We start from the raw sequence: 18,815 nt of genomic DNA on the forward strand, positions 1-18,815 counted from the left end.
TTCTCTATGTTGGTACAGCTTTCGATTCATAATATTGTTTTGATCGAAACGCTCGATATTCATTTTACAGCGGGGTTGACGGTTTTAACTGGAGAAACGGGTGCGGGGAAGTCTATTCTCCTTGATGCTTTATCACTTGCTCTAGGGGGGCGGGGTGATGCTTCGCTTGTGCGTCATGGGGCTGACCGCGGGCAGGTCACAGCTGTTTTTGATGTGTCTGTTTCACATCCTGCACGTCAACTTATTCGTGAGAATGGTCTTGATGATGAGGGTGATATTATTTTACGACGTGTGCAATCAAGTGATGGACGTAGCCGTGTTTTTATCAATGATCAGGTGTCTAGTGTTGCATTGATGCGGAGTGTTGGCCGTTTGCTGGTTGAAATCCATGGACAACATGATGATCGTGCGCTTGTTGATGTTGCTACACATCGCCAATTATTAGATGCCTTTGGTGGTCTTGAAGATGAAGTGGAAAATTTGCGTCAGTGTTATCACACATGGCGTGAATTTGAGGAGCGTTTGCAACGGCAGCGTCTTAAAGTAGAGAGTGCTGTACGGGAGGTTGATTATCTTCGTGCGTGTGTAGAAGAGCTTGAAAAGCTTGATTTTAAAGTTGGTGAAGAGGAAGCTCTTTCTCTTCGTCGTGCTGATATGCTTAAATTAGAAAAAATAGCGACAGATATTAAAGAAGCGGATGATCTTTTAACGGGTCAAAAATCACCAATCCCAGTGCTTTCTAATTTGGTGAGGCGTTTGGAGCGGAAAATTCCTGAGGCGCAAGAACTTATTGCACCAGTGGTGAAATCTATTGATGAGGCATTGCATGCACTTGCAACAGCACAAGAAGGTATTGAGACGGCAATACGAGCATTAGATTTTGAACCTGATGAATTGGAACGGATAGAAGAGCGTCTTTTTTCTCTTCGGGGTTTTGCTCGTAAATATCAAGTTTCTGCGGATGAATTGATTCAGTTACGCGATAAAATGGACGCAGAACTCGCTGATTTTGAAGAGGCTCAGACTATATTGACATGTTTTGAAGATGAGGCAGAGCAGGCAAAGAAAAATTATGATACATTGGCGCAAGCCTTAACAATAAAGCGTCGGGAGACAGCAAAGCATTTATCTGAAAGTGTTATGGCTGAGTTGCCGGCATTGAAGTTAGAGAGGGCTGAATTTATTGTTGAAATGCAAAGTGATATGGAAAAGCGGAGTGCAGAGGGATGTGATCGTATTGAATATTGGGTGCGGACAAATCCTGGAACACGTGCTGGGCCGATGCTTAGTGTGGCTTCTGGCGGTGAATTATCCCGTTTTTTGCTGGCATTAAAAGTTGTTTTATCTGATCGAGGATCAGCACCGACGCTGATTTTTGATGAAATTGATACAGGCGTTGGGGGGGCTGTTGCAGCGGCTATTGGGCAACGGTTGCAACGCTTATCAGAACATGTCCAAGTTTTCGCTATTACGCATGCTCCACAGGTTGCATCGAAAGCGCATGGTCATTTTCTTATTTCAAAAATTGAGAGTCATGATAAAGGACGCTTTGTTACTGCGATTCATAAAATGAAAGAACATGAGCGTGCAGAAGAAATTGCCCGTATGTTGGCTGGAGAACAGATTACTGAAGAAGCGCGTGCAGCGGCTCAAAAGCTTCTCGCATAAAGGTAATTAGTCAGCGATAAAAATACTAGAAAGCTTATATTTATTGAGATTCACTTGATGAGGAGGCGTGGGAGGCCCTTGTGGCAGCGCTTGTAATTTGGAATAGATTTTATGAACAAAGATGCAGATAAAAATCTCACAGCTGTTGAAGCAGAACGTGAATTAGAGTGGTTGGCAAAAGAGATTGCACGTCATGATGTGCTTTATAATCGTGATGATCAGCCTGAAATTTCTGATGCAGAATATGATGCTTTACGTCGTCGTAATGCAGAAATTGAAGCTCTTTTTCCAGAACTTATACGTATTGATTCTCCTTCACATAAAATTGGAGCACCAATTTCTGAAAAATTTGAAAAATCTGTTCATGCACAGCCTATGCTTTCACTTGATAATGCGTTTAGCTCTGAAGATGTTACTGAATTTGTTGAGCGTATTCGTCGTTTTTTACGGCTTCCAGAAACACAAGTGTTGGAAATAACAGCGGAGCCAAAAATTGATGGTTTATCTTTGTCTTTGCGCTACGAAAAGGGGCAGCTTGTGCGTGCGGCAACGCGTGGGGATGGAACTGTCGGTGAAAATGTGACGGCAAATGCCCGAACAATTGCTGATATTCCACAAGTTTTGCAAGGTGATTTTCCTGATATCATTGAGGTGCGTGGTGAAGTTTATATGGGGCGGGAAGATTTCCAAGCACTAAATATCAGCCAACAAGAGAAGGGCAAGTTAACCTTTGCCAATCCTCGAAATGCGGCGGCTGGTTCTCTCCGTCAGCTTGATTCACGGATAACTGCTAGCAGAAAACTTCAATTTTTTGCTTATGCTTGTGGTGAGGTGAGTGAAATATTGGCAGAAAGTCAAATGGAGATGATGAAAAAGCTAAAAGAGTATGGCTTTGTTATCAATCCATTAACAAAAGTTTTTAAGACAGTAGAAGATATTATTTGCTATTATCACGATATCGAAGAATGCCGTCATTCTTTAAGCTATGATATTGATGGTATTGTTTATAAGGTTAATGATTTGATGCTCCAAAAGCGCTTGGGGTTTGTTTCTCGTTCGCCGCGTTGGGCTATCGCCCATAAATTTCCAGCAGAAAAAGCGATAGCGCTTTTGGAAGATATTGACATTCAAGTTGGTCGCACGGGAGCTTTGACACCTGTTGCACGTCTTACGCCTATTACTGTTGGTGGAGTGGTGGTGACCAATGCTAGTTTGCATAATGAGGATTATATTAAGGGAATTGGTCATAAAGGAGAGCCCATTCGTGAAGGACGTGATATCCGTGTAGGCGATAGCGTGATTGTACAACGTGCTGGTGATGTGATCCCTCAAGTTATTGATGTTATCATTGAAAAACGCCCGAAAGATGCTGCTGTTTTTATTTTTCCTCATTTGTGCCCAGCTTGTGGGAGTCATGCTGTTCGTGAAGTGGGAGAAGCCGTGCGTCGCTGTACAGGGGGGCTTATTTGTCCGGCACAAGCAATTGAACGTATTCGTCATTTTGTTTCACGCAATGCTTTTGATATTGAGGGCTTGGGTAAAAAACAGGTAGAGTTTTTTTTCTATGCTCAAGATGAGGCGCTTTGTATTCATACACCAGCCGATATTTTTACTTTACAACGGCGCCAAGAAAAGTCTTTGATACGTTTGGAAAATATGGAAGGTTTTGGTACTGTTTCAGTGCGAAAATTGTATGATGCCATTAATGCGCGCCGAGAAATTCCTTTGAGCCGTTTTTTGTTTGCATTGGGGATTCGTCATGTTGGCGAAGTGAATGCACGCCGCCTTGCACGTGCTTATAAAAATTATACAGCTTTTGAGACTGCGGCTATGGAAGCATTTATGCCATGTGATAAGGAAAATGAAGAAGGAAATGAGGCTTGGATAGAGCTTACCAATATCGAAGGAATTGGACCACAGGTAGGGAGCGCAATTGTTGATTTTTATCAAGAAGAGCATAACCGTGAGATTTTATCTGTTTTGCTTGAAGAAGTAACTCCTCTTGATGAGGAGCCTATCATAGCAGATTCTTCACCAATAGCGGAGAAGATCATTGTTTTTACAGGAACTTTGGCGCATATGTCACGCGATGAAGCAAAAGCATTGGCAGAGCGATTAGGGGCTAAAACATCTGGTTCACTTTCTAAAAAAACAGATCTTCTTGTTGCAGGACCTGGAGCGGGCTCCAAATTGGCTAAAGCTGAAGAATTAGGTGTTGAGGTTATCGATGAAGAGGCTTGGCTACAGCTGATTGAGAAACATAATGTTTAGAGGATGTTTTCTAGAAGATGCATATGCTGTTTGTGTGGTTATCTCTCTTACATTTGGGGGAGCTGGAATCAAAAAGGAGATAAAGGGGCTATTTTTTGCAAACATAGAATGCCAATATATTTTGATATTTATTACGTTATTTAAAATAATTAACGTTGAACTTAAATATTAAACTTAAACTATTATGATGAAGAATATACAAGGTTATTATTAGTAAAATTTATAAATTATCATTGTGAAGCAAGGTAAAAATTGTAAATAAATATGCAGAATTTTTGAATCTAAACGACGTAATAAGTTGGTTATAATGGGCGTTTTAGAAATGCGACGCGGAGGGTTACAAAATATAATGAAAATTTCTATATAGCAGAATAAGGCTATAACTCATGTGGAGATGGTGGAGGATAATTGATAAGCATTATCTTTTGCGAGTGTATCCCGTTCTGTTTCAATTTTGGAAGGCTTTTGCCGTATCGGCAAAAAAACTTGAAGTATTTCATAGAAGCATTTTTTGTGTTTGCTGATGGTAAATTCGCACTTCTCTCTTTAAAAGAGAAGGGTGTAGTGTTTTGTAGAAAGGGTAAAAGTTATAGGTTGCTTCATTTAAAGGGGCATTGTTGCTTCTTTTGCCCATTTTTTATCTTCTTCATTTAAGTAAGGTGCATTCATCTGATAAACGCGCGCATGGTAATCATTGAGCCATTGCCGTTCTTCTTGTGTCAAAAGCTCTGGAAGGATTAACCGTCGATCAATGGGGCAATGTGTGAGTGTTTCGAACGAGAGCATTTCTATATCTCCACCATCAATTTTTTGTGCTGGTTTCACAATCATCAAATTTTCAAGACGGATACCAAAAGCGCCTTCGCGGTAATAGCCTGGCTCGTTTGAAAGAATCATACCGGAGATGAGTTCTTGGCACCCTTTGCGAGAAATATTTTGCGGTCCTTCATGGACAGAAAGATAAGATCCAACACCATGACCGGTGCCATGGGCATAATCAAAACCAGCTTTCCACAATGCGATGCGTGCAAGAGCATCAAGGTCTTGTCCACGGGTTCTTTTGGGAAAGCAAGCAGTTGAAAGAGTAATCATGCCCTTGAGAACAAGAGTGAAACAGCGTTTTTCTTCTTCTCCAATATTCCCAATTGCTACTGTACGTGTGACATCAGTCGTGCCATCACGATATTGTCCACCTGAATCAACGAGGTAAAGTTCACCGGCTTTGAGTTGTTTATTTGTTTGCGTTGTTACACGATAATGAATAATGGCACCATTTTCTCCTGTTGCGGAGATTGTATCAAAAGAAAGATCTTCAAGTTTTTCTCCCATTTCTTTTGCTGTATTTATGCGAAATTCTTCTAATTTTTGAGCAGCAGAAATTTCACTTATTGACCCTGGTATTTGTTTATCTAACCAAGAAAAAAAACGGGTTAGGGCAACACCATCGCGTAGATGCGCTTTGCGTGCGCCATTGAGTTCTGTGTCATTTTTAATGGCACGTGGTAGAGCAGCAGGATCGGTAAGTGTGATAAAAGAGCTATTTTTTTCTTCAATAACAGTTCGTAATTTTTCGCATGTTAGCTGTGGATCTAAGGCAAACACTGTCCCTTTTTGAACATACTCTTTGATCTTGGGAATAAGCTGTTCTGGTTCATATAATTTTGCATAACGTTCCAGATATTGTTTCTGTTCTACACCAAGTTTTTTGTTGTCAATGAATAAGGCTGGTGTTTTGTTAAGTGGAATGAGAGCAAAACAAAGGGAAAAAGGCGTGTTGGAAACATCATTGCCCCGTATATTGAATGTCCATGCAATGGAAGAGGGGTCTGTAAAAATAAAAGCATTTGCATGAGTTTGCTGTATATCTTTGTAAATCAAAGCGAGTTTTTCATCTGTATCGCACCCAGCATATTTGAGAGGGTGAATTGATAAGGCAGATTGTGGTAATTTTGGTTGATCATGCCAGAGCAGATCAATGGGATTATGTTGAACTTCTACAAGTTTTCCACCTGCTTTCATTTCTAATGCGTTTTTTAATGCATCGGTGGCAGCAATCGTGTGGAGCCATGGATCAAAGCCAATAGAAAGTTTTTGACCATTTTTTTCAAGCCATTGTGAGGGAGGACAAGTTATGAGATCTTCATAATTAAAAATATCAGGATCAGTTTGTTGGCGAACTTGGAGCTTATATCGCCCATCTGTAAATATGATGGCTTTGTTTTTTAAAATCAGTGCAATCCCAGCTGATCCAGTAAAGCCGGTTAACCAGCTAAGGCGTTGAGCATGAGGAGGGACATACTCTCCTTGGTGTTCATCGCACCGCGGAACAAGAAAACCATCGAGTCCAAGGTGATCGAGTTCTTTACGAAGGCAAGAAATGCGTTCTGCTGCATAAGCAGGATTTGTTGTCGCCTCAAAAGATTGATACATAACGACGTCCTTTTCTTTTATTTTATTTCAGGTGTATCGTAACCCATCCTTGCCGGTGGTATGTTTCGATATGCTTCAGTCCTTGTTTTATATAAGTCTCCAAAACATGGGCATGTTGTTCTTCAAGAATTCCAGAGAGTATAAGTGATCCCCCTTTTTGAAGTGCCGTTACCACTTCTTGCGCAAGTTCAATAAGCGGATTAGCAAGGATATTGGCAACGATGAGATCAAAAGGGGTTCGTGATGCAATTGCATCATGGGAAAAATCTGTTGCTGTAATAGCTGTAATATATTCCTTGACACCATTGAATTCGATATTGTGTTGTGCAACTTGAACAGCAATTGGGTCAATATCGGACGCAAGCACAGTAATGGGTTTGAGCATTGCTATGCCAATGGCTAGTACACCGCTCCCAGTACCAAGATCAAGGGCATTTTTTGGATTTTCGTGTTTCATGACTTTGGCAATCATTTCTAAACAACCGGCTGTTGTTCCATGATGTCCGGTGCCAAAAGCTTGATTAGCTTCAATTTCAATAGGGAGAACATTTGCTGGAATGGCGTTTCGGTTGTGACTTCCATGAAGGAAAAAAGGACCAGCTTGCACAGGTTTTAGTCCTTCTAGGCTTTTTTGTACCCAATCAATGTTGGGTAAAACTTCCATATTAATTTTATCAAAATCTATAGAGAGAACGCTTGCAAAATGTTTTAATGCGTTCTCTTGATTGTCTTGATCGACATATAGAGAAAGCTCATATACAGCATTTTGTTCATCTATCTCTGTAAGAGCAAGAGGATAACCTTCTTCGTCAAAGGCTGTTTCTATAAGGGTATAGAACCGTTCTGCTTCATTTTTAGAAGCAGTATAATAGAGGCGAATTTGTTGCGACATGCTGTTCTTTCTTTTGATCGGCTTTTTTTAGTTTAAGATGAGTTTTTTTAACCGTTCAATGGCGATTTCATCTTTTAATTCGCTATCGCTTTCTTTCGTGTCATAACGAATAACGCCAGCTAATTTTCCACCTTTTTTGAGTAAAAAAATTGCTGCTGTATGGTTATATGTATAGTTTCCATCTGTTTCAGGGACTTTTTCAGCAACGATGTTGAAAGAATTGACCATTTTATGAACTTTATCAGGATCTCCACTAATGCCAACAATTTTATTGTTAAAATTACTGAGATAATCATGGAGTACTTTTGGTGTGTCACGTTCAGGATCAACAGTCACAAACCATATACCTAATTTATCAGCTTCAGGCCCAAGGGCTGTAAGCCATCGATCAAGATTCATCAGTGTGGTAGGGCAGCTTTCAGGACACATAGTGAAGCCGAAAAAAATTATTGAAGGCTTGCTTCGAACATCAGCCTCAGTAATATTTTTTCCATTAGAATCAGTGAGAGTAAAGTTATCACCTAAAGGCTTATTTGTCAGCGTATCATAAATAAAAACACCTGCAAGAAATATGATTGTCAGCCCCAAGATGCGTATTACATTTTTCATAGTTTGACTCTCTTAGATAGATCGAGAAATTGTAACATCGGCAGGTTTGTTTTGCAATGTTTGTTTCATGGTTGATTTTATTGGCTTGATTGGTATGTCTTTCCATATCTATTGATAAAACATTGGTGAAAGATGTATGAATATTGAGAAAGATCTTCGATTTCATGAAAGTGAACCTCGTATCCATACGACAGCGCGGCTGTATGGTTGTAAATTAGGGCGCTATGTGGAAATTAATGAGCGGGTGATTTTACGGGATGTAACCGTTGGAGATTTTTCTTATTTAGAGCGTAATAGTGAGGCTATTTATAGCGATATTGGGCGTTTTTGTTCTATTGCATCTCATGTACGGATGAATGCGTTGGAGCATCCTATGGAGCGCGTTTCAACGCATAAAATAACCTATCGTCCAAACGAATATTTTCGTTATATGGCATTAGATAGTGGTTTTCGTGAAAGGCGTTGTGCAAAACGTGTTATTATTGGGCATGATGTGTGGATTGGACATGGTGCGGTTATTATGCCTGGAGTGACAATTGGTCATGGCGCTATCATTGGCGCGAACGCTGTTATAACGAAAGATGTTATGCCTTATACGATTGTCGTTGGGGTGCCTGCTAAGCGATTGCGGATGCGTTTTCCCAATCATGTGATAGAATGCCTTTTAGATATGGCTTGGTGGGATTGGCCACTTGATAAAATTCACGACGCATTGCCTGATATGCAAAATCTGCCCATTGAAGCCTTTGTTCGTAAATGGAAATGATAGTCAGAATAAAACAAAATGATCTCTTGGAAAAACGGATCATGGTTTGCTTGTAATTAAGCTTTGTTTACAAAATTGTCTAGTACACGCTTTTCTCCGGCTTTTTCGAACATTATTGTCAATTTATGATCGTCTATTGCTGTAATATGACCATAACCAAATTTTATGTGAAAAATCCGATCATTGACAGAAAAATCTGATGGTACATGAGAGATTGATTGAGAGATAACTTTCCCTTCAATATTCTTGTTTTTTTGTGCACGCTTTTGTCTTGGTGTTGCATAGTCATTATAAAAAGAATCGTGATATTGAAAGGAAGATTTTCCATAACCACCATAGGATGTTTCCATTTCTACAACTTCTATATGTTCTGCTGGTAATTCATCTAGAAAACGGGAGGGAAGAGCAGGTTGCCAAAGTCCATGAATTCTTCGATTCGATACAAACCATATATGCAAATGTTTTTTTGCTCTTGTTAGACCTACGTAAGCAAGACGCCGTTCTTCTTCTAATCCTGAACGTCCACCTTCATCTAATGAGCGCTGGTGGGGAAAGAGTCCTTCTTCCCAACCTGGAAGAAAAACTGTTTCAAATTCAAGTCCTTTGGCTGAATGAAGTGTCATGATGTTGACTGCATCCATATTTTCATTATTTTCCGTTTCCATAACGAGTGCAACATGTTCCAAAAAACTTTGAAGATTTTCAAATTGTTCCATGGAACGAATCATTTCTTTAAGATTTTCTAGTCTTGTAGGAGCCTCTGGTGAGCGATCTTCTAACCACATGGTTGTATAACCAGAATCATCAAGGACGATCTCGGCAAGTTCTCTATGAGGAGTGTCTTGAAGCATATTTTGCCAGCGGCGGAAGTTTTCAATGAGGCTTCGTAACGCACTGCGTGCCTTAGGCTTTAATTCATCTGTTTCAATGATGTCTGCGGCAGCAGAAAAGAGAGGAACAGCACGTGCACGTGCACTCTCATAAAGAATGCGCAGGGTTGCATCTCCTATGCCGCGTTTCGGTGTATTAATAACACGCTCAAAAGCTAAATCATCAGTGGGTTGGACAACAACGCGTAAATAAGCCATGGCATCACGTATTTCCATTCGCTCATAAAAACGAGGACCACCAATAACGCGATAATTAAGGCCAAGCGTTACAAAGCGATCTTCAAATTCACGCATTTGAAATGATGCGCGTACCAATATCGCCATATGATTTAATGCATGACCGGTTTGTTGTGCGCGTTCGATTTCTTCTCCAATTGCTCGTGCTTCTTCTGCCGAATCCCATGCTGAATGAATTTTTACCTTTTCTTCCTCGCTCTTTATTTGAGCAGAAAAAAGGACTTTTCCCAGTCTTTCTTCATTATGCGCAATGAGATGGGAGGCGGTTTTGAGAATATGAGATGTTGAGCGATAATTGCGTTCTAGACGAATAATTTTAGCAGAAGGAAAATCTTTTTCAAAACGTAATATGTTTTCGACTTTTGCACCACGCCATCCATAAATGGATTGATCATCATCGCCAACACAACAAAGATTAACATGTTGACCTTGAGGATGTTGGGCCAAAAGGCGAAGCCAAAGATATTGTGCTGTATTTGTATCTTGATATTCATCGACAAGAATATAACGAAATTGAGAATGATATTCGCGAAGGATATCTGGATTATGTTGGAAGATAGAGATAGAATGAAGTAGAAGGTCACCAAAATCACAAGCATTAAGATCTTTTAATCGATTTTGATAACTGTGATAAAGTTCACGTCCCATGCCGTTACCAAAGGAATGAGCATCACTTTTTGAGATATGTGTTGGTGAAAGTCCTTGATTTTTCCAAGAATCAATCATCATGGCAAGGTTTCGTGCGGGCCAACGCTTATCGTCTAATCCTTCAGCTTGAATAAGTTGTTTTAAAAGTCGAAGAACATCATCGCTATCGAGAATTGTAAAGTTTCTTTTTAAATCAACAAGCTCTGCGTGACGGCGTAAAATTTTAGCTCCAGTGGAATGAAAGGTTCCAAGCCAAGGCATACCTTCAACAACTTCTCCAATAAGTTCACCAATACGTATTTTCATTTCACGGGCTGCTTTGTTGGTGAAAGTGACAGCAAGTATTTGCTGAGGAGAGGCAAGTCCAGAGCGTAAAATGTGAGAAATACGGGTTGTTAAAACGCGTGTTTTTCCTGTACCAGCACCTGCAAGAACTAAAAGAGGTCCATCAGTATTCATAACAGCTTGTTGCTGTTCTGGATTGAGTTGTTCTAAATAGTCTGTGTTATATGATTTTTGTTCTTTTAGAGTATGGGAGAAAAAACCAGAGCTCTTCTTATCATGGTCTGGAGGGGAATCTTCTTCAAAGAAAGGTATGGTATGATCAGAAAAATTACTCATTATCTCTCTTTTGTAGTCTTTTTTTTATTGAAGTTCTAGATTAAAAAAACTTCTCTTAAAAAGTCACAACAGTTTCAGTTGAACAGACAGAAAGAGAACGTAAAAAAATAAGCACAACCATTAAAGGCTTTGGGTGAGAACGCTTTGAAGGGCATAAACGCGTAACGAAGCCGAAAGATTTACTTGTTGTGGTCTTTTGCTATCAATATCGGTAATAATAAAGGCTAAAGATTGTCCTTTTTTGCGGGCTATATCTTTTAGAATATCTAAAAATGGTGGTTCTAAAGAGACGCTTGTTGCGTGTCCATCAACGCGAACAGATATCTTTCGTGGAATGACTTTTGACCAATCGATAGAATTATTTTCGTGCATTTTTCCACCTTTATTCGTCGTTTCGCAAACGATTTTGATCAAGAAATTTTTGCATTTTTAAAGATTTTTGCTGCTCAAAATTTTTTTCAGTTTTTGTTCGTCCAAAACGATAACGATTTTGCTCAGCACAAAGAGATTTTTCTGTACGTTTTTTTTGTTTTCGAAATTGGCGAAGATTAATCAATTCAGTCATGAGAAAAATTATTTTTTCCGAAAGGAATCTAAAGAGACAACATCAGCACTTTGATTTTGTTTTGCATCGTTATTTGAAGGTTCTTTATTTGTACTGAGATTTTGTTCTTTTGTAAGCGTATTTTCTTTTTTTTGTTTGTTTGATAAGGTAATAGGCGTAGTTGAGGTATTTTCTGAATTTTCACTTTCTCCAGAGGTCAGATTTGAGGGCAGATCAAATGCTGCTTCAAATGCTGCTACAGGATCATAAAAGACCTGAATGGAAGTAAAAGGAATCACGAGCTTTTCGGTTATTTCCCTGAAAGAGAGGGTTACTTCGAAAGCTGTTTCTGAAACACTGAGATCTCTAAATTGATGTTGTAAGACGATTGTCATTTGCTCAGGATAGCGATTTTTTAGCCGAGGAGAAATTTTAACGCCTGGGGCATTTGTCAAAAAAGTTATAAAAAAATGATGATTTCCCGGAAGACCTGCTTTGGCAACTTCCGATAAAACTTTACGGATAACTCCACGAAGCGCATCCTGAACGAGAATATCGTAACGGATTTGATCTTTAACCATCGAAGTTTATTCCTTTTATTTCACGTAGCAGAATGGGGCGTATTGATATTGTGTGACAGAATATATTTTAAATTAGCAGATTTTTTCTACGATGCACCTCAATAAATCGAATAAATACGAAACTCTATGGTAAATAATGTCTGATAATGTCTGAAAGATCAATCAACAACATTTAAAAAAGTGAAGGCTTCTGTTGCCAGGTGCCTCCGAACCCCGCTTAAACCTGCGACGGTTTAAGGCTCAAATTGAAACATTCACACCACCTTAAGCGGCGAGACGTGCTTCCGCATAGTTGTCATTTGCAACTACTCATTTAGCCCGATAACGGTGGTACAATGCCGAGTAAAAGAGCGATCTTTACACCCTTGTCGATCCTATTTCGCCCCCACCAAAATATAATTTTGGTTTCTTATATTTTGGTGGAGGCGCCGGGTACCGCCCCCGGGTCCAATAGGTTTATTTCACCGTCCATTTATTACCATAGCTGGTGAACCAGCCCTCTAAATATAGATGAAGAACAGTCTTAGGAAAAGGGGGGTTGTTAATATTTTTAATCCTCTAATTATTTATGGAGCTATATGATGCGGCTGTAAAGTATAGTCCGCTCATTTTTGGAGAGGAGATGATGCAAAATGACAAATAATCTAGCAGATATTAAACTATATGATTCAAATCCCGATGAAGCAGCAGTAGAACGACTTAGCCGTCGTTTAGCTTTAGTGATGAAAAAGCAGGATGCAGCGCTTGTTGCTACATCGGATCTAAAAGAGTTAGAACGTGTTGAAAAATGGGTTCAAGATGTTTTAGAAGCCGATGAGAAGAGTGCTAAAATGGCTGTTTCAAAAGTGGCTGAGATGATGTCTGGAGAGCGTAGAAAAAGTCGTATGACTTTTTATTATCTAGTTGCTAAGCAACTTAATGCACTTCATAAAATTTAAACAATATTAAATTTGTGATAATGATAAAAAAAGCCCAATTTCTTGGGCTTTTTCGTTGATAAAAAGGGTTAATGTTTTTCATCCTCTTGGAGGTAGCCTCCTTTACGCATACTCGGGACAAAGAGAAGAGCAATGAATGCCATGATCATCACGACGGTTATATAAAAATAAAAGAGAGATTCATGACCGTACTTTTTTAATCCAAGCGCAACGTATTCAGCAGAACCACCAAATAAGGCGTTGCCAATGGCATGAGAGATGCTAACGCCTAATGCGCGTATTGAAGAGGGAAACATTGCTGATTTGACGACACCAGAGATGGATGTATACATGCTCATAATGAAGAGCAAGCCAATAATGACGGAAAAGGCAACCCATATACTATGCGTATTACCGATTATCCAGAGTCCAGGAAATGTAAAGATGACAGAGAGTATACTCCAAATGATAAGTAAAGTTTTTGTTCCAATTTTATCGGCTATGATACCAGCTATGGGTTGGAATAGGATGAAAATAAATAGTACAGCTGTCATAATCGTTGTTGCGGTATGTTTATCAAAGCCGGTGGTTGTGATCAGATATTTTTGCATATAAGTCGTAAAGGTGTAAAATGTGAGTGATCCTCCTGATGCAAAGCATGCAATTACGACAACGGCTTTTGTATGCTTGGTGAGAAGTTCCTTAAGACTGCCAGAGTGTTTGTGAGAGCGGCTTTCTTTCGTGGTTGTTTCGTGGAGAGAACGACGCAGATAAATCGCAATCACTGCCCCGAAACCACCAATCACAAAAGGAATGCGCCATCCCCATGCTTTTAACTGATCTTCAGAGAGATAAGATGCTAGAATAAATATAATGAAGCTGGCAAGAAGTTGACCTGTAATAAGGGTGGCTGATTGGAAAGAAGCAAAAAGCCCACGATGTTTTTTGAGGGCAACTTCGCTCATATAAGTGGCTGCTGTACCATATTCACCACCTGCTGAAAGTCCTTGCATCATCCGAGCTAAAAGTAAAAGGATTGCTGATGTTACTCCTAAGGTTTCATAGGTGGGAAGTATGGCGATGAAAAAAGAGCCACCACACATCATAAAAATGGATATAAGCATCGAGCGTTTACGTCCATAACGATCGGCGACAAACCCTAAAAACCAAGCTCCAATAGGGCGCATAAGAAAGCCAATAAAAAACACACCTGCGGTTTTTAACAGTGGCGTAATCGTATCACCATCGGAGGGAAAGAATTGTGATGCAAAATAAATTGATGCAAATGAGTAAACGTAAAAATCATACCATTCTACGAGATTTCCTGATGCGCTTGCTATAATAGCAAAAACACGTTTTCTTGCATCCTGTGATGCTGAAGTTGTTTCATTTTTCATGAATTGTTCCCCTTTTGGATTTATAGTTCATATTTTCTAAACATAATTGTTTATGATTTCCAGAAAAATTCAATGGTATTATAACAATTTCTTAGGGAAACTCTTTAAGATGATTTATTAGAGTTATGTTGTCATTCGTTTTAAGATTTTTACTTGTGTTATAGAATAAAAAGTTATCACGTTGCATTTAAAGGGAGAGGACATTGAAAAGTAGATCAAGATACCTTTAAACTTTATGAGAAGAATGCAATTATTGGCATACCGGAAGATTATAGAAGAGATGGTCTTTATGAGCAGAAAGCCCCAAAACTGAAAATATTTCAAAAAGCTTAAGTAATGTAAAAGGGGATTTTGTGTCCTTAATTATCTTATTGTATCATAACACATCATCATTTAGGAGGGTGAGGTAAGCCTCAGATAAGGTTTTCCGTATGAGGTGTTTTTTAGATATCGTGATAAATATTTAGGGTAGGGCTGCCCATAGAATCTTATCAAGTAAATTACATAAAGAGGGCAGTAACTATAGACAATTTAAAAGAAACTGAGTTGTTTGTAAGACGAATGCGGGGCGGGCTTTTCGTTCTTTACTAGGGTGGAGAGGAGATCAAAAAAAGCCCAATTTCTTGGGCTTTTTTTATCCAGAAAATAAGTTTAATGAAGTCTATCGTCTTTATCGAGATATCCTCCTTTATCTATATCGGGCATAAGAAGAATAGAGATGAGTGCAATGACCATCATACCAACGATGTAAAAAAAGAAAACAGATTCGTATCCCATATTTTTTAATCCAAGCGCTACATATTCAGCAGAACCGCCAAAGAGTGCGTTGCCAATGGCAAAAGCAAATCCAACACCAATTGCTCGGATTGAAGCAGGGAACAATTCTGCTTTTATGATACCAGCAATGGACGTATAAAAACTCATAACACAGAGTATTCCAATAATGATTAAGAGTGCTGTCCATGGATTATGGGCATTACCGATCATTTTAAGTACAGGAATGGTGCAGATAATGGATAATGCCCCCCAACTAATGAGTGAAGCTCTTGCTCCAATTTTATCGGCTAGGGAACCAAAAAGGGGTTGGAGTAGCACAAAAACAAAGAGGGCGGCAGTCATTATCGTTGTTGCGGTTTGTTTATCAAAGCCCGTGGTTGTGATCAGATATTTTTGCATATAAGTGGTGTATGTATAAAATGTGAGAGATCCACCAGCTGTAAAGCCAACAACCAAAAAGAAAGCTTTTTTATGATTGCGAAAAAGTTCTCGAAGACTACCAGCGTGTTGTTCAGAGCGGCTTTTGTGGGTTGTTGTTTCATGAAGCAAACTACGCAGATAAATTGCAACGATTGCTCCAAAGCCACCAATGACAAAGGGAATACGCCATCCCCATGCTTTTAACTGATCCTCGTTAAGGTAAATGGCTAAAATAAATATTATAAAACTTGCGAGAAGTTGACCTGAGATCGTTGTTGCATATTGAAAAGAAGCAAAGAGACCACGACGATTTTTGGGCGCAACTTCGCTCATATAAGTTGCTGCTGTACCATATTCACCGCCAACGGAAAGTCCTTGAAACATACGGACTAAAAGGAGAAGAAATGCTGCTGTTATTCCCAAGGTTTTATAAGTGGGAAGTATGGCAATGAGAAAAGAGCCACCACACATCATAAAAACAGAAATAAGCATTGAGCGTTTACGTCCATAACGATCCGCAATGTATCCAAAGAGCCATGCTCCAATTGGACGCATAAGAAAGCCAATAAAAAAGATTCCTGCCGTTTTTAACAGTTGTGTAACAATATCTTCATCTTCAGGAAAAAATTGTGATGCAAAATAAACCGATGCAAAGGAGTAAGCATAAAAGTCGTACCATTCTACCAGATTTCCTGATGCGCTGGATATGATAGCAAAAATACGTTTCCTTGTATCATGTGGATCTAAAGTTGTTTGATTATTCATGAAGTATTCCCCTTTTAGATTTATAACTTTTCTTCTTTTTAAAGCTATTTACGATGTGCATTATAAAAACGCCATTGTATCATGATAATTTTTTAGGGAAACATAAAGATTTTTTCTAGAGCTATCAGTGGTGTTTTGGGCTCATGGTGTTGTTACATTGCGTAAATCATACGCTTTTTACTATCCTTAAGGAAATATTATTTTTTGTTTGATTGTGAATTATTTGCATATGCAGAGTGTTTATGAAGATATGATACTCTTTAGTTTATATGCTTGATGTTGTTTCGTAAAATGATGTTATTGACTATTTCATGCGAGGTTGGTGTATCTGTTAAAATACTTTTTATGAATGAGCTTAAGTGTTAAGGGGGAGTACAATATTAAGAGTTCGTCAAAAGTATAATGATAGCGGCTTGCACTTTTATTAAGTGTAAAGAGAGTAATGTTCATGTTTATATTTTACGGGGCTTTTACGTTATGTCATTCACGGGTGTCGTTGTGAAATGGAGTTGGGTGCATTGAGAAATGTTTCTCAAAAAAGTGTGCGAATTCATAATATAATGGTATTTTCTATTTTCATGAAAGAATTTGTTTTGCATGAGGGGGTACTATTAAGAACGTATTAAACAAAATCATGAGTGTAATCTTTATTATTGATAAAATTATCTTGAAAGATAATCACTTTTCTTCGATTTTGAGTGGGCATGGGAATATTAAAATAAATCAAACGTTTTTTATCTTCAGTGAATTAAATTCAGCTAAAGAAGTATTTATTACATAATAATATGAAGCCATTTATTTTTATAAGCGGCGTGTGCAGGAGGGAACATTGCTTCTTTAGAGTGTTTGAAGGGATAAAAAATTGTGAGCTTTAAACTTCTATCGGAAAGGATATAAAAAAAGCCCAGTACTCTGGGCTTTTTTGTTAAAATCCTTGTTTGTTAACATTAAAGGTTAATGAATATCGTCTCCTTGTAAATACCCTTTTTTGCGAGCATCTGGCATTAAGAGAACAGCAATGAATGCAATAATCATCATGCCGGTTATATAAAAATAGAAGACAGATTCATATCCAAGATCTTTTAATCCAAGTGCGACATATTCAGCAGAACCGCCAAACAGTGCGTTGGCAATAGCATAAGAGAGCCCAACTCCTATTGCTCGTACTGAAGCAGGAAACATTTCTGATTTTACAATGCCAGAGATAGATGTATAAAAGCTCATAATGCAGAGCATTCCAGTAATGACTGATAAAGCAATCCATGTACTATCAGTACTACCAATCATATTAAGTCCAGGAATGGTAAAGATAATAGATAAGACACTCCAAATAAGGAGTGAAGTTCTTGTTCCAATTTTATCTGCAAGAGCACCAAAGAGGGGTTGGAGTAACATGAAAACAAAGAGTGCAGCCGTCATGATTGTTGTGGCTGTATGTTTATCAAAGCCAGTGGTTGTGATCAGATATTTCTGCATGTAAGTCGTATAGGTGTAGAATGTGAGCGATCCTCCAGCTGTAAAGCCAATAACCAGAAAGAAAGCTTTTCGGTGGTTGCTCAGAAGTCCCCTAATACTACCAGCTTGTGCACTAGAACGACTTTCTTTGGTCGTTGTCTCATGGAGTGTGCGGCGTAGATAAATCGCAACAATTGCGCCGCATCCACCAATGGCAAATGGAATACGCCAGCCCCACGCTTTTAGCTGATCTTCGGTGAGATAAAGCGCTAAAATGAATATAACGAGACTGGCTAGAAGTTGACCACCAATCAGTGTGGTATATTGGAAAGAGCTAAAAAATCCGCGGCGATTTTTGAGGGCGATTTCGCTCATATAAGTTGCTGTTGTACCGTATTCACCACCGACAGAAAGCCCCTGAAGCATTCTGAGTAAAAGTAAAAGAATTCCTGCTGCCATTCCAATGGTTTCATAGGTAGGAAGTAGGGCGATTAAGAACGAACCACCACACATCATAAAAACAGAGATAAGCATTGAGCGTTTGCGTCCGTAACGATCGGCAATGAAGCCAAAAAGCCATCCGCCGATTGGGCGCATAAGAAAACCAATAGCAAAAACACCCGCCGCTTTTAAAAGTTGCGTAACGTCATTGCCATCTGAGGGAAAGAATTGTGATGCAAAATAAATAGATGTAAAGGAATAAACATAAAAGTCATACCATTCTACTAGATTACCTGATGCACTGGACACGATAGCCCAGATACGTTTTCTTGTATCATGTGGTTTTAAAGCTTCTTGTTTTTCCATAGTCGATCCCTTTATTTGATGTTCATCCATCTTTGTTCATTTATGTCATTTTTTTAGAAGCTGTCTATAGTATTTTATCTTTTGCATCAAAAATTTAGTTAGATCATGATAATTTCTTGT

General features: G+C 38.9%; 14 protein-coding genes and 1 other RNA gene. 4 read left to right on the top strand and 11 right to left on the bottom strand.

Features of this window, described 5'->3' with window-relative positions:
* The first annotated feature begins 6 nt into the window (after positions 1–6).
* Complete coding sequence (gene recN, locus ACFILO_RS04800) at positions 7–1,668, top strand: DNA repair protein RecN (protein ID WP_375652737.1); 1,662 nt, start codon at positions 7–9, stop codon at positions 1,666–1,668.
* A 111-nt stretch (positions 1,669–1,779) separates the two neighbouring features.
* Complete coding sequence (gene ligA, locus ACFILO_RS04805; RefSeq protein ID WP_375652741.1) at positions 1,780–3,939, top strand: NAD-dependent DNA ligase LigA; 2,160 nt, start codon at positions 1,780–1,782, stop codon at positions 3,937–3,939.
* Positions 3,940–4,542: 603 nt separating this feature from the next.
* On the opposite strand, the gene ACFILO_RS04810 is transcribed toward ligA, so the two are convergent.
* The 3 genes from ACFILO_RS04810 to ACFILO_RS04820 are packed head-to-tail and all read right to left on the bottom strand — an operon-like array spanning position 4,543 to position 7,870.
* Positions 4,543–6,369: an aminopeptidase P family protein gene (locus ACFILO_RS04810; RefSeq protein ID WP_375652745.1), complete on the bottom strand. Its 1,827-nt coding sequence runs from the start codon at positions 6,367–6,369 to the stop codon at positions 4,543–4,545.
* A 22-nt stretch (positions 6,370–6,391) separates the two neighbouring features.
* Positions 6,392–7,261: a 50S ribosomal protein L11 methyltransferase gene (locus ACFILO_RS04815; RefSeq protein WP_375632340.1), complete on the bottom strand. Its 870-nt coding sequence runs from the start codon at positions 7,259–7,261 to the stop codon at positions 6,392–6,394.
* A gap of 27 nt (positions 7,262–7,288) precedes the next feature.
* Positions 7,289–7,870 carry an SCO family protein gene (locus tag ACFILO_RS04820; RefSeq protein WP_375628847.1) on the bottom strand — a complete coding sequence of 194 codons (582 nt, stop codon included), beginning with the start codon at positions 7,868–7,870 and terminating at the stop codon, positions 7,289–7,291.
* A 136-nt stretch (positions 7,871–8,006) separates the two neighbouring features.
* On the opposite strand from ACFILO_RS04820, the gene ACFILO_RS04825 reads away from it, so the two are divergent.
* Positions 8,007–8,636 carry a DapH/DapD/GlmU-related protein gene (locus tag ACFILO_RS04825; RefSeq protein ID WP_375652750.1) on the top strand — a complete coding sequence of 210 codons (630 nt, stop codon included), beginning with the start codon at positions 8,007–8,009 and terminating at the stop codon, positions 8,634–8,636.
* 56 nt (positions 8,637–8,692) lie between these two features.
* Here the strand turns inward: ACFILO_RS04825 and ACFILO_RS04830 are convergent, their stop codons facing one another.
* The 5 genes from ACFILO_RS04830 to ssrA all read right to left on the bottom strand — a co-directional run bounded on the left by ACFILO_RS04830 (position 8,693) and on the right by ssrA (position 12,693).
* Positions 8,693–11,032: an ATP-dependent helicase gene (locus ACFILO_RS04830; protein WP_375652753.1), complete on the bottom strand. Its 2,340-nt coding sequence runs from the start codon at positions 11,030–11,032 to the stop codon at positions 8,693–8,695.
* A gap of 120 nt (positions 11,033–11,152) precedes the next feature.
* Positions 11,153–11,404, bottom strand: a complete 252-nt coding sequence (locus tag ACFILO_RS04835; RefSeq protein ID WP_375612010.1) for a ribbon-helix-helix domain-containing protein — start codon at positions 11,402–11,404, stop codon at positions 11,153–11,155.
* Positions 11,405–11,414: 10 nt separating this feature from the next.
* The gene (locus ACFILO_RS04840) at positions 11,415–11,597 is read right to left on the bottom strand and encodes a DUF4169 family protein (protein ID WP_375612011.1); all 183 of its coding nucleotides are present in this window, start codon (positions 11,595–11,597) and stop codon (positions 11,415–11,417) included.
* Between the two features lie 8 nt (positions 11,598–11,605).
* Positions 11,606–12,157, bottom strand: a complete 552-nt coding sequence (locus ACFILO_RS04845; protein WP_375612012.1) for an SspB family protein — start codon at positions 12,155–12,157, stop codon at positions 11,606–11,608.
* A 179-nt stretch (positions 12,158–12,336) separates the two neighbouring features.
* Positions 12,337–12,693, bottom strand: a transfer-messenger RNA (tmRNA) gene (ssrA, locus tag ACFILO_RS04850).
* A gap of 96 nt (positions 12,694–12,789) precedes the next feature.
* On the opposite strand from ssrA, the gene ACFILO_RS04855 reads away from it, so the two are divergent.
* The gene (locus tag ACFILO_RS04855) at positions 12,790–13,095 is read left to right on the top strand and encodes a DUF2853 family protein (RefSeq protein WP_375677921.1); all 306 of its coding nucleotides are present in this window, start codon (positions 12,790–12,792) and stop codon (positions 13,093–13,095) included.
* Positions 13,096–13,163: 68 nt separating this feature from the next.
* Here ACFILO_RS04855 and ACFILO_RS04860 read toward each other — a convergent pair whose 3' ends face one another.
* The 3 genes from ACFILO_RS04860 to ACFILO_RS04870 all read right to left on the bottom strand — a co-directional run bounded on the left by ACFILO_RS04860 (position 13,164) and on the right by ACFILO_RS04870 (position 18,695).
* Positions 13,164–14,471, bottom strand: a complete 1,308-nt coding sequence (locus tag ACFILO_RS04860) for an MFS transporter (protein ID WP_375612014.1) — start codon at positions 14,469–14,471, stop codon at positions 13,164–13,166.
* Positions 14,472–15,122: 651 nt separating this feature from the next.
* Positions 15,123–16,433: an MFS family transporter gene (locus ACFILO_RS04865; protein WP_375629940.1), complete on the bottom strand. Its 1,311-nt coding sequence runs from the start codon at positions 16,431–16,433 to the stop codon at positions 15,123–15,125.
* A gap of 954 nt (positions 16,434–17,387) precedes the next feature.
* Entirely contained in the window at positions 17,388–18,695 is a 1,308-nt protein-coding gene (locus ACFILO_RS04870; RefSeq protein ID WP_375612016.1) for an MFS family transporter, read from the bottom strand.
* Positions 18,696–18,815: the final 120 nt, after the last annotated feature.

The organism is Bartonella sp. AP72JLCBS, assembly GCF_042195705.1.
GTDB lineage: Bacteria > Pseudomonadota > Alphaproteobacteria > Rhizobiales > Rhizobiaceae > Bartonella.

Bases quoted from the DNA above. Each gene is read 5' to 3' on its own strand.
- recN (WP_375652737.1), top strand. From the start codon at position 7: ATGTTGGTACAGCTTTCGATTCATAATATTGTTTTGATCGAAACGCTC.
- ligA (WP_375652741.1), top strand. From the start codon at position 1,780: ATGAACAAAGATGCAGATAAAAATCTCACAGCTGTTGAAGCAGAACGT.
- ACFILO_RS04810 (WP_375652745.1), bottom strand. From the start codon at position 6,369: ATGTATCAATCTTTTGAGGCGACAACAAATCCTGCTTATGCAGCAGAA.
- ACFILO_RS04815 (WP_375632340.1), bottom strand. From the start codon at position 7,261: ATGTCGCAACAAATTCGCCTCTATTATACTGCTTCTAAAAATGAAGCA.
- ACFILO_RS04820 (WP_375628847.1), bottom strand. From the start codon at position 7,870: ATGAAAAATGTAATACGCATCTTGGGGCTGACAATCATATTTCTTGCA.
- ACFILO_RS04825 (WP_375652750.1), top strand. From the start codon at position 8,007: ATGAATATTGAGAAAGATCTTCGATTTCATGAAAGTGAACCTCGTATC.
- ACFILO_RS04830 (WP_375652753.1), bottom strand. From the start codon at position 11,032: ATGAGTAATTTTTCTGATCATACCATACCTTTCTTTGAAGAAGATTCC.
- ACFILO_RS04835 (WP_375612010.1), bottom strand. From the start codon at position 11,404: ATGCACGAAAATAATTCTATCGATTGGTCAAAAGTCATTCCACGAAAG.
- ACFILO_RS04840 (WP_375612011.1), bottom strand. From the start codon at position 11,597: ATGACTGAATTGATTAATCTTCGCCAATTTCGAAAACAAAAAAAACGT.
- ACFILO_RS04845 (WP_375612012.1), bottom strand. From the start codon at position 12,157: ATGGTTAAAGATCAAATCCGTTACGATATTCTCGTTCAGGATGCGCTT.
- ACFILO_RS04855 (WP_375677921.1), top strand. From the start codon at position 12,790: ATGACAAATAATCTAGCAGATATTAAACTATATGATTCAAATCCCGAT.
- ACFILO_RS04860 (WP_375612014.1), bottom strand. From the start codon at position 14,471: ATGAAAAATGAAACAACTTCAGCATCACAGGATGCAAGAAAACGTGTT.
- ACFILO_RS04865 (WP_375629940.1), bottom strand. From the start codon at position 16,433: ATGAATAATCAAACAACTTTAGATCCACATGATACAAGGAAACGTATT.
- ACFILO_RS04870 (WP_375612016.1), bottom strand. From the start codon at position 18,695: ATGGAAAAACAAGAAGCTTTAAAACCACATGATACAAGAAAACGTATC.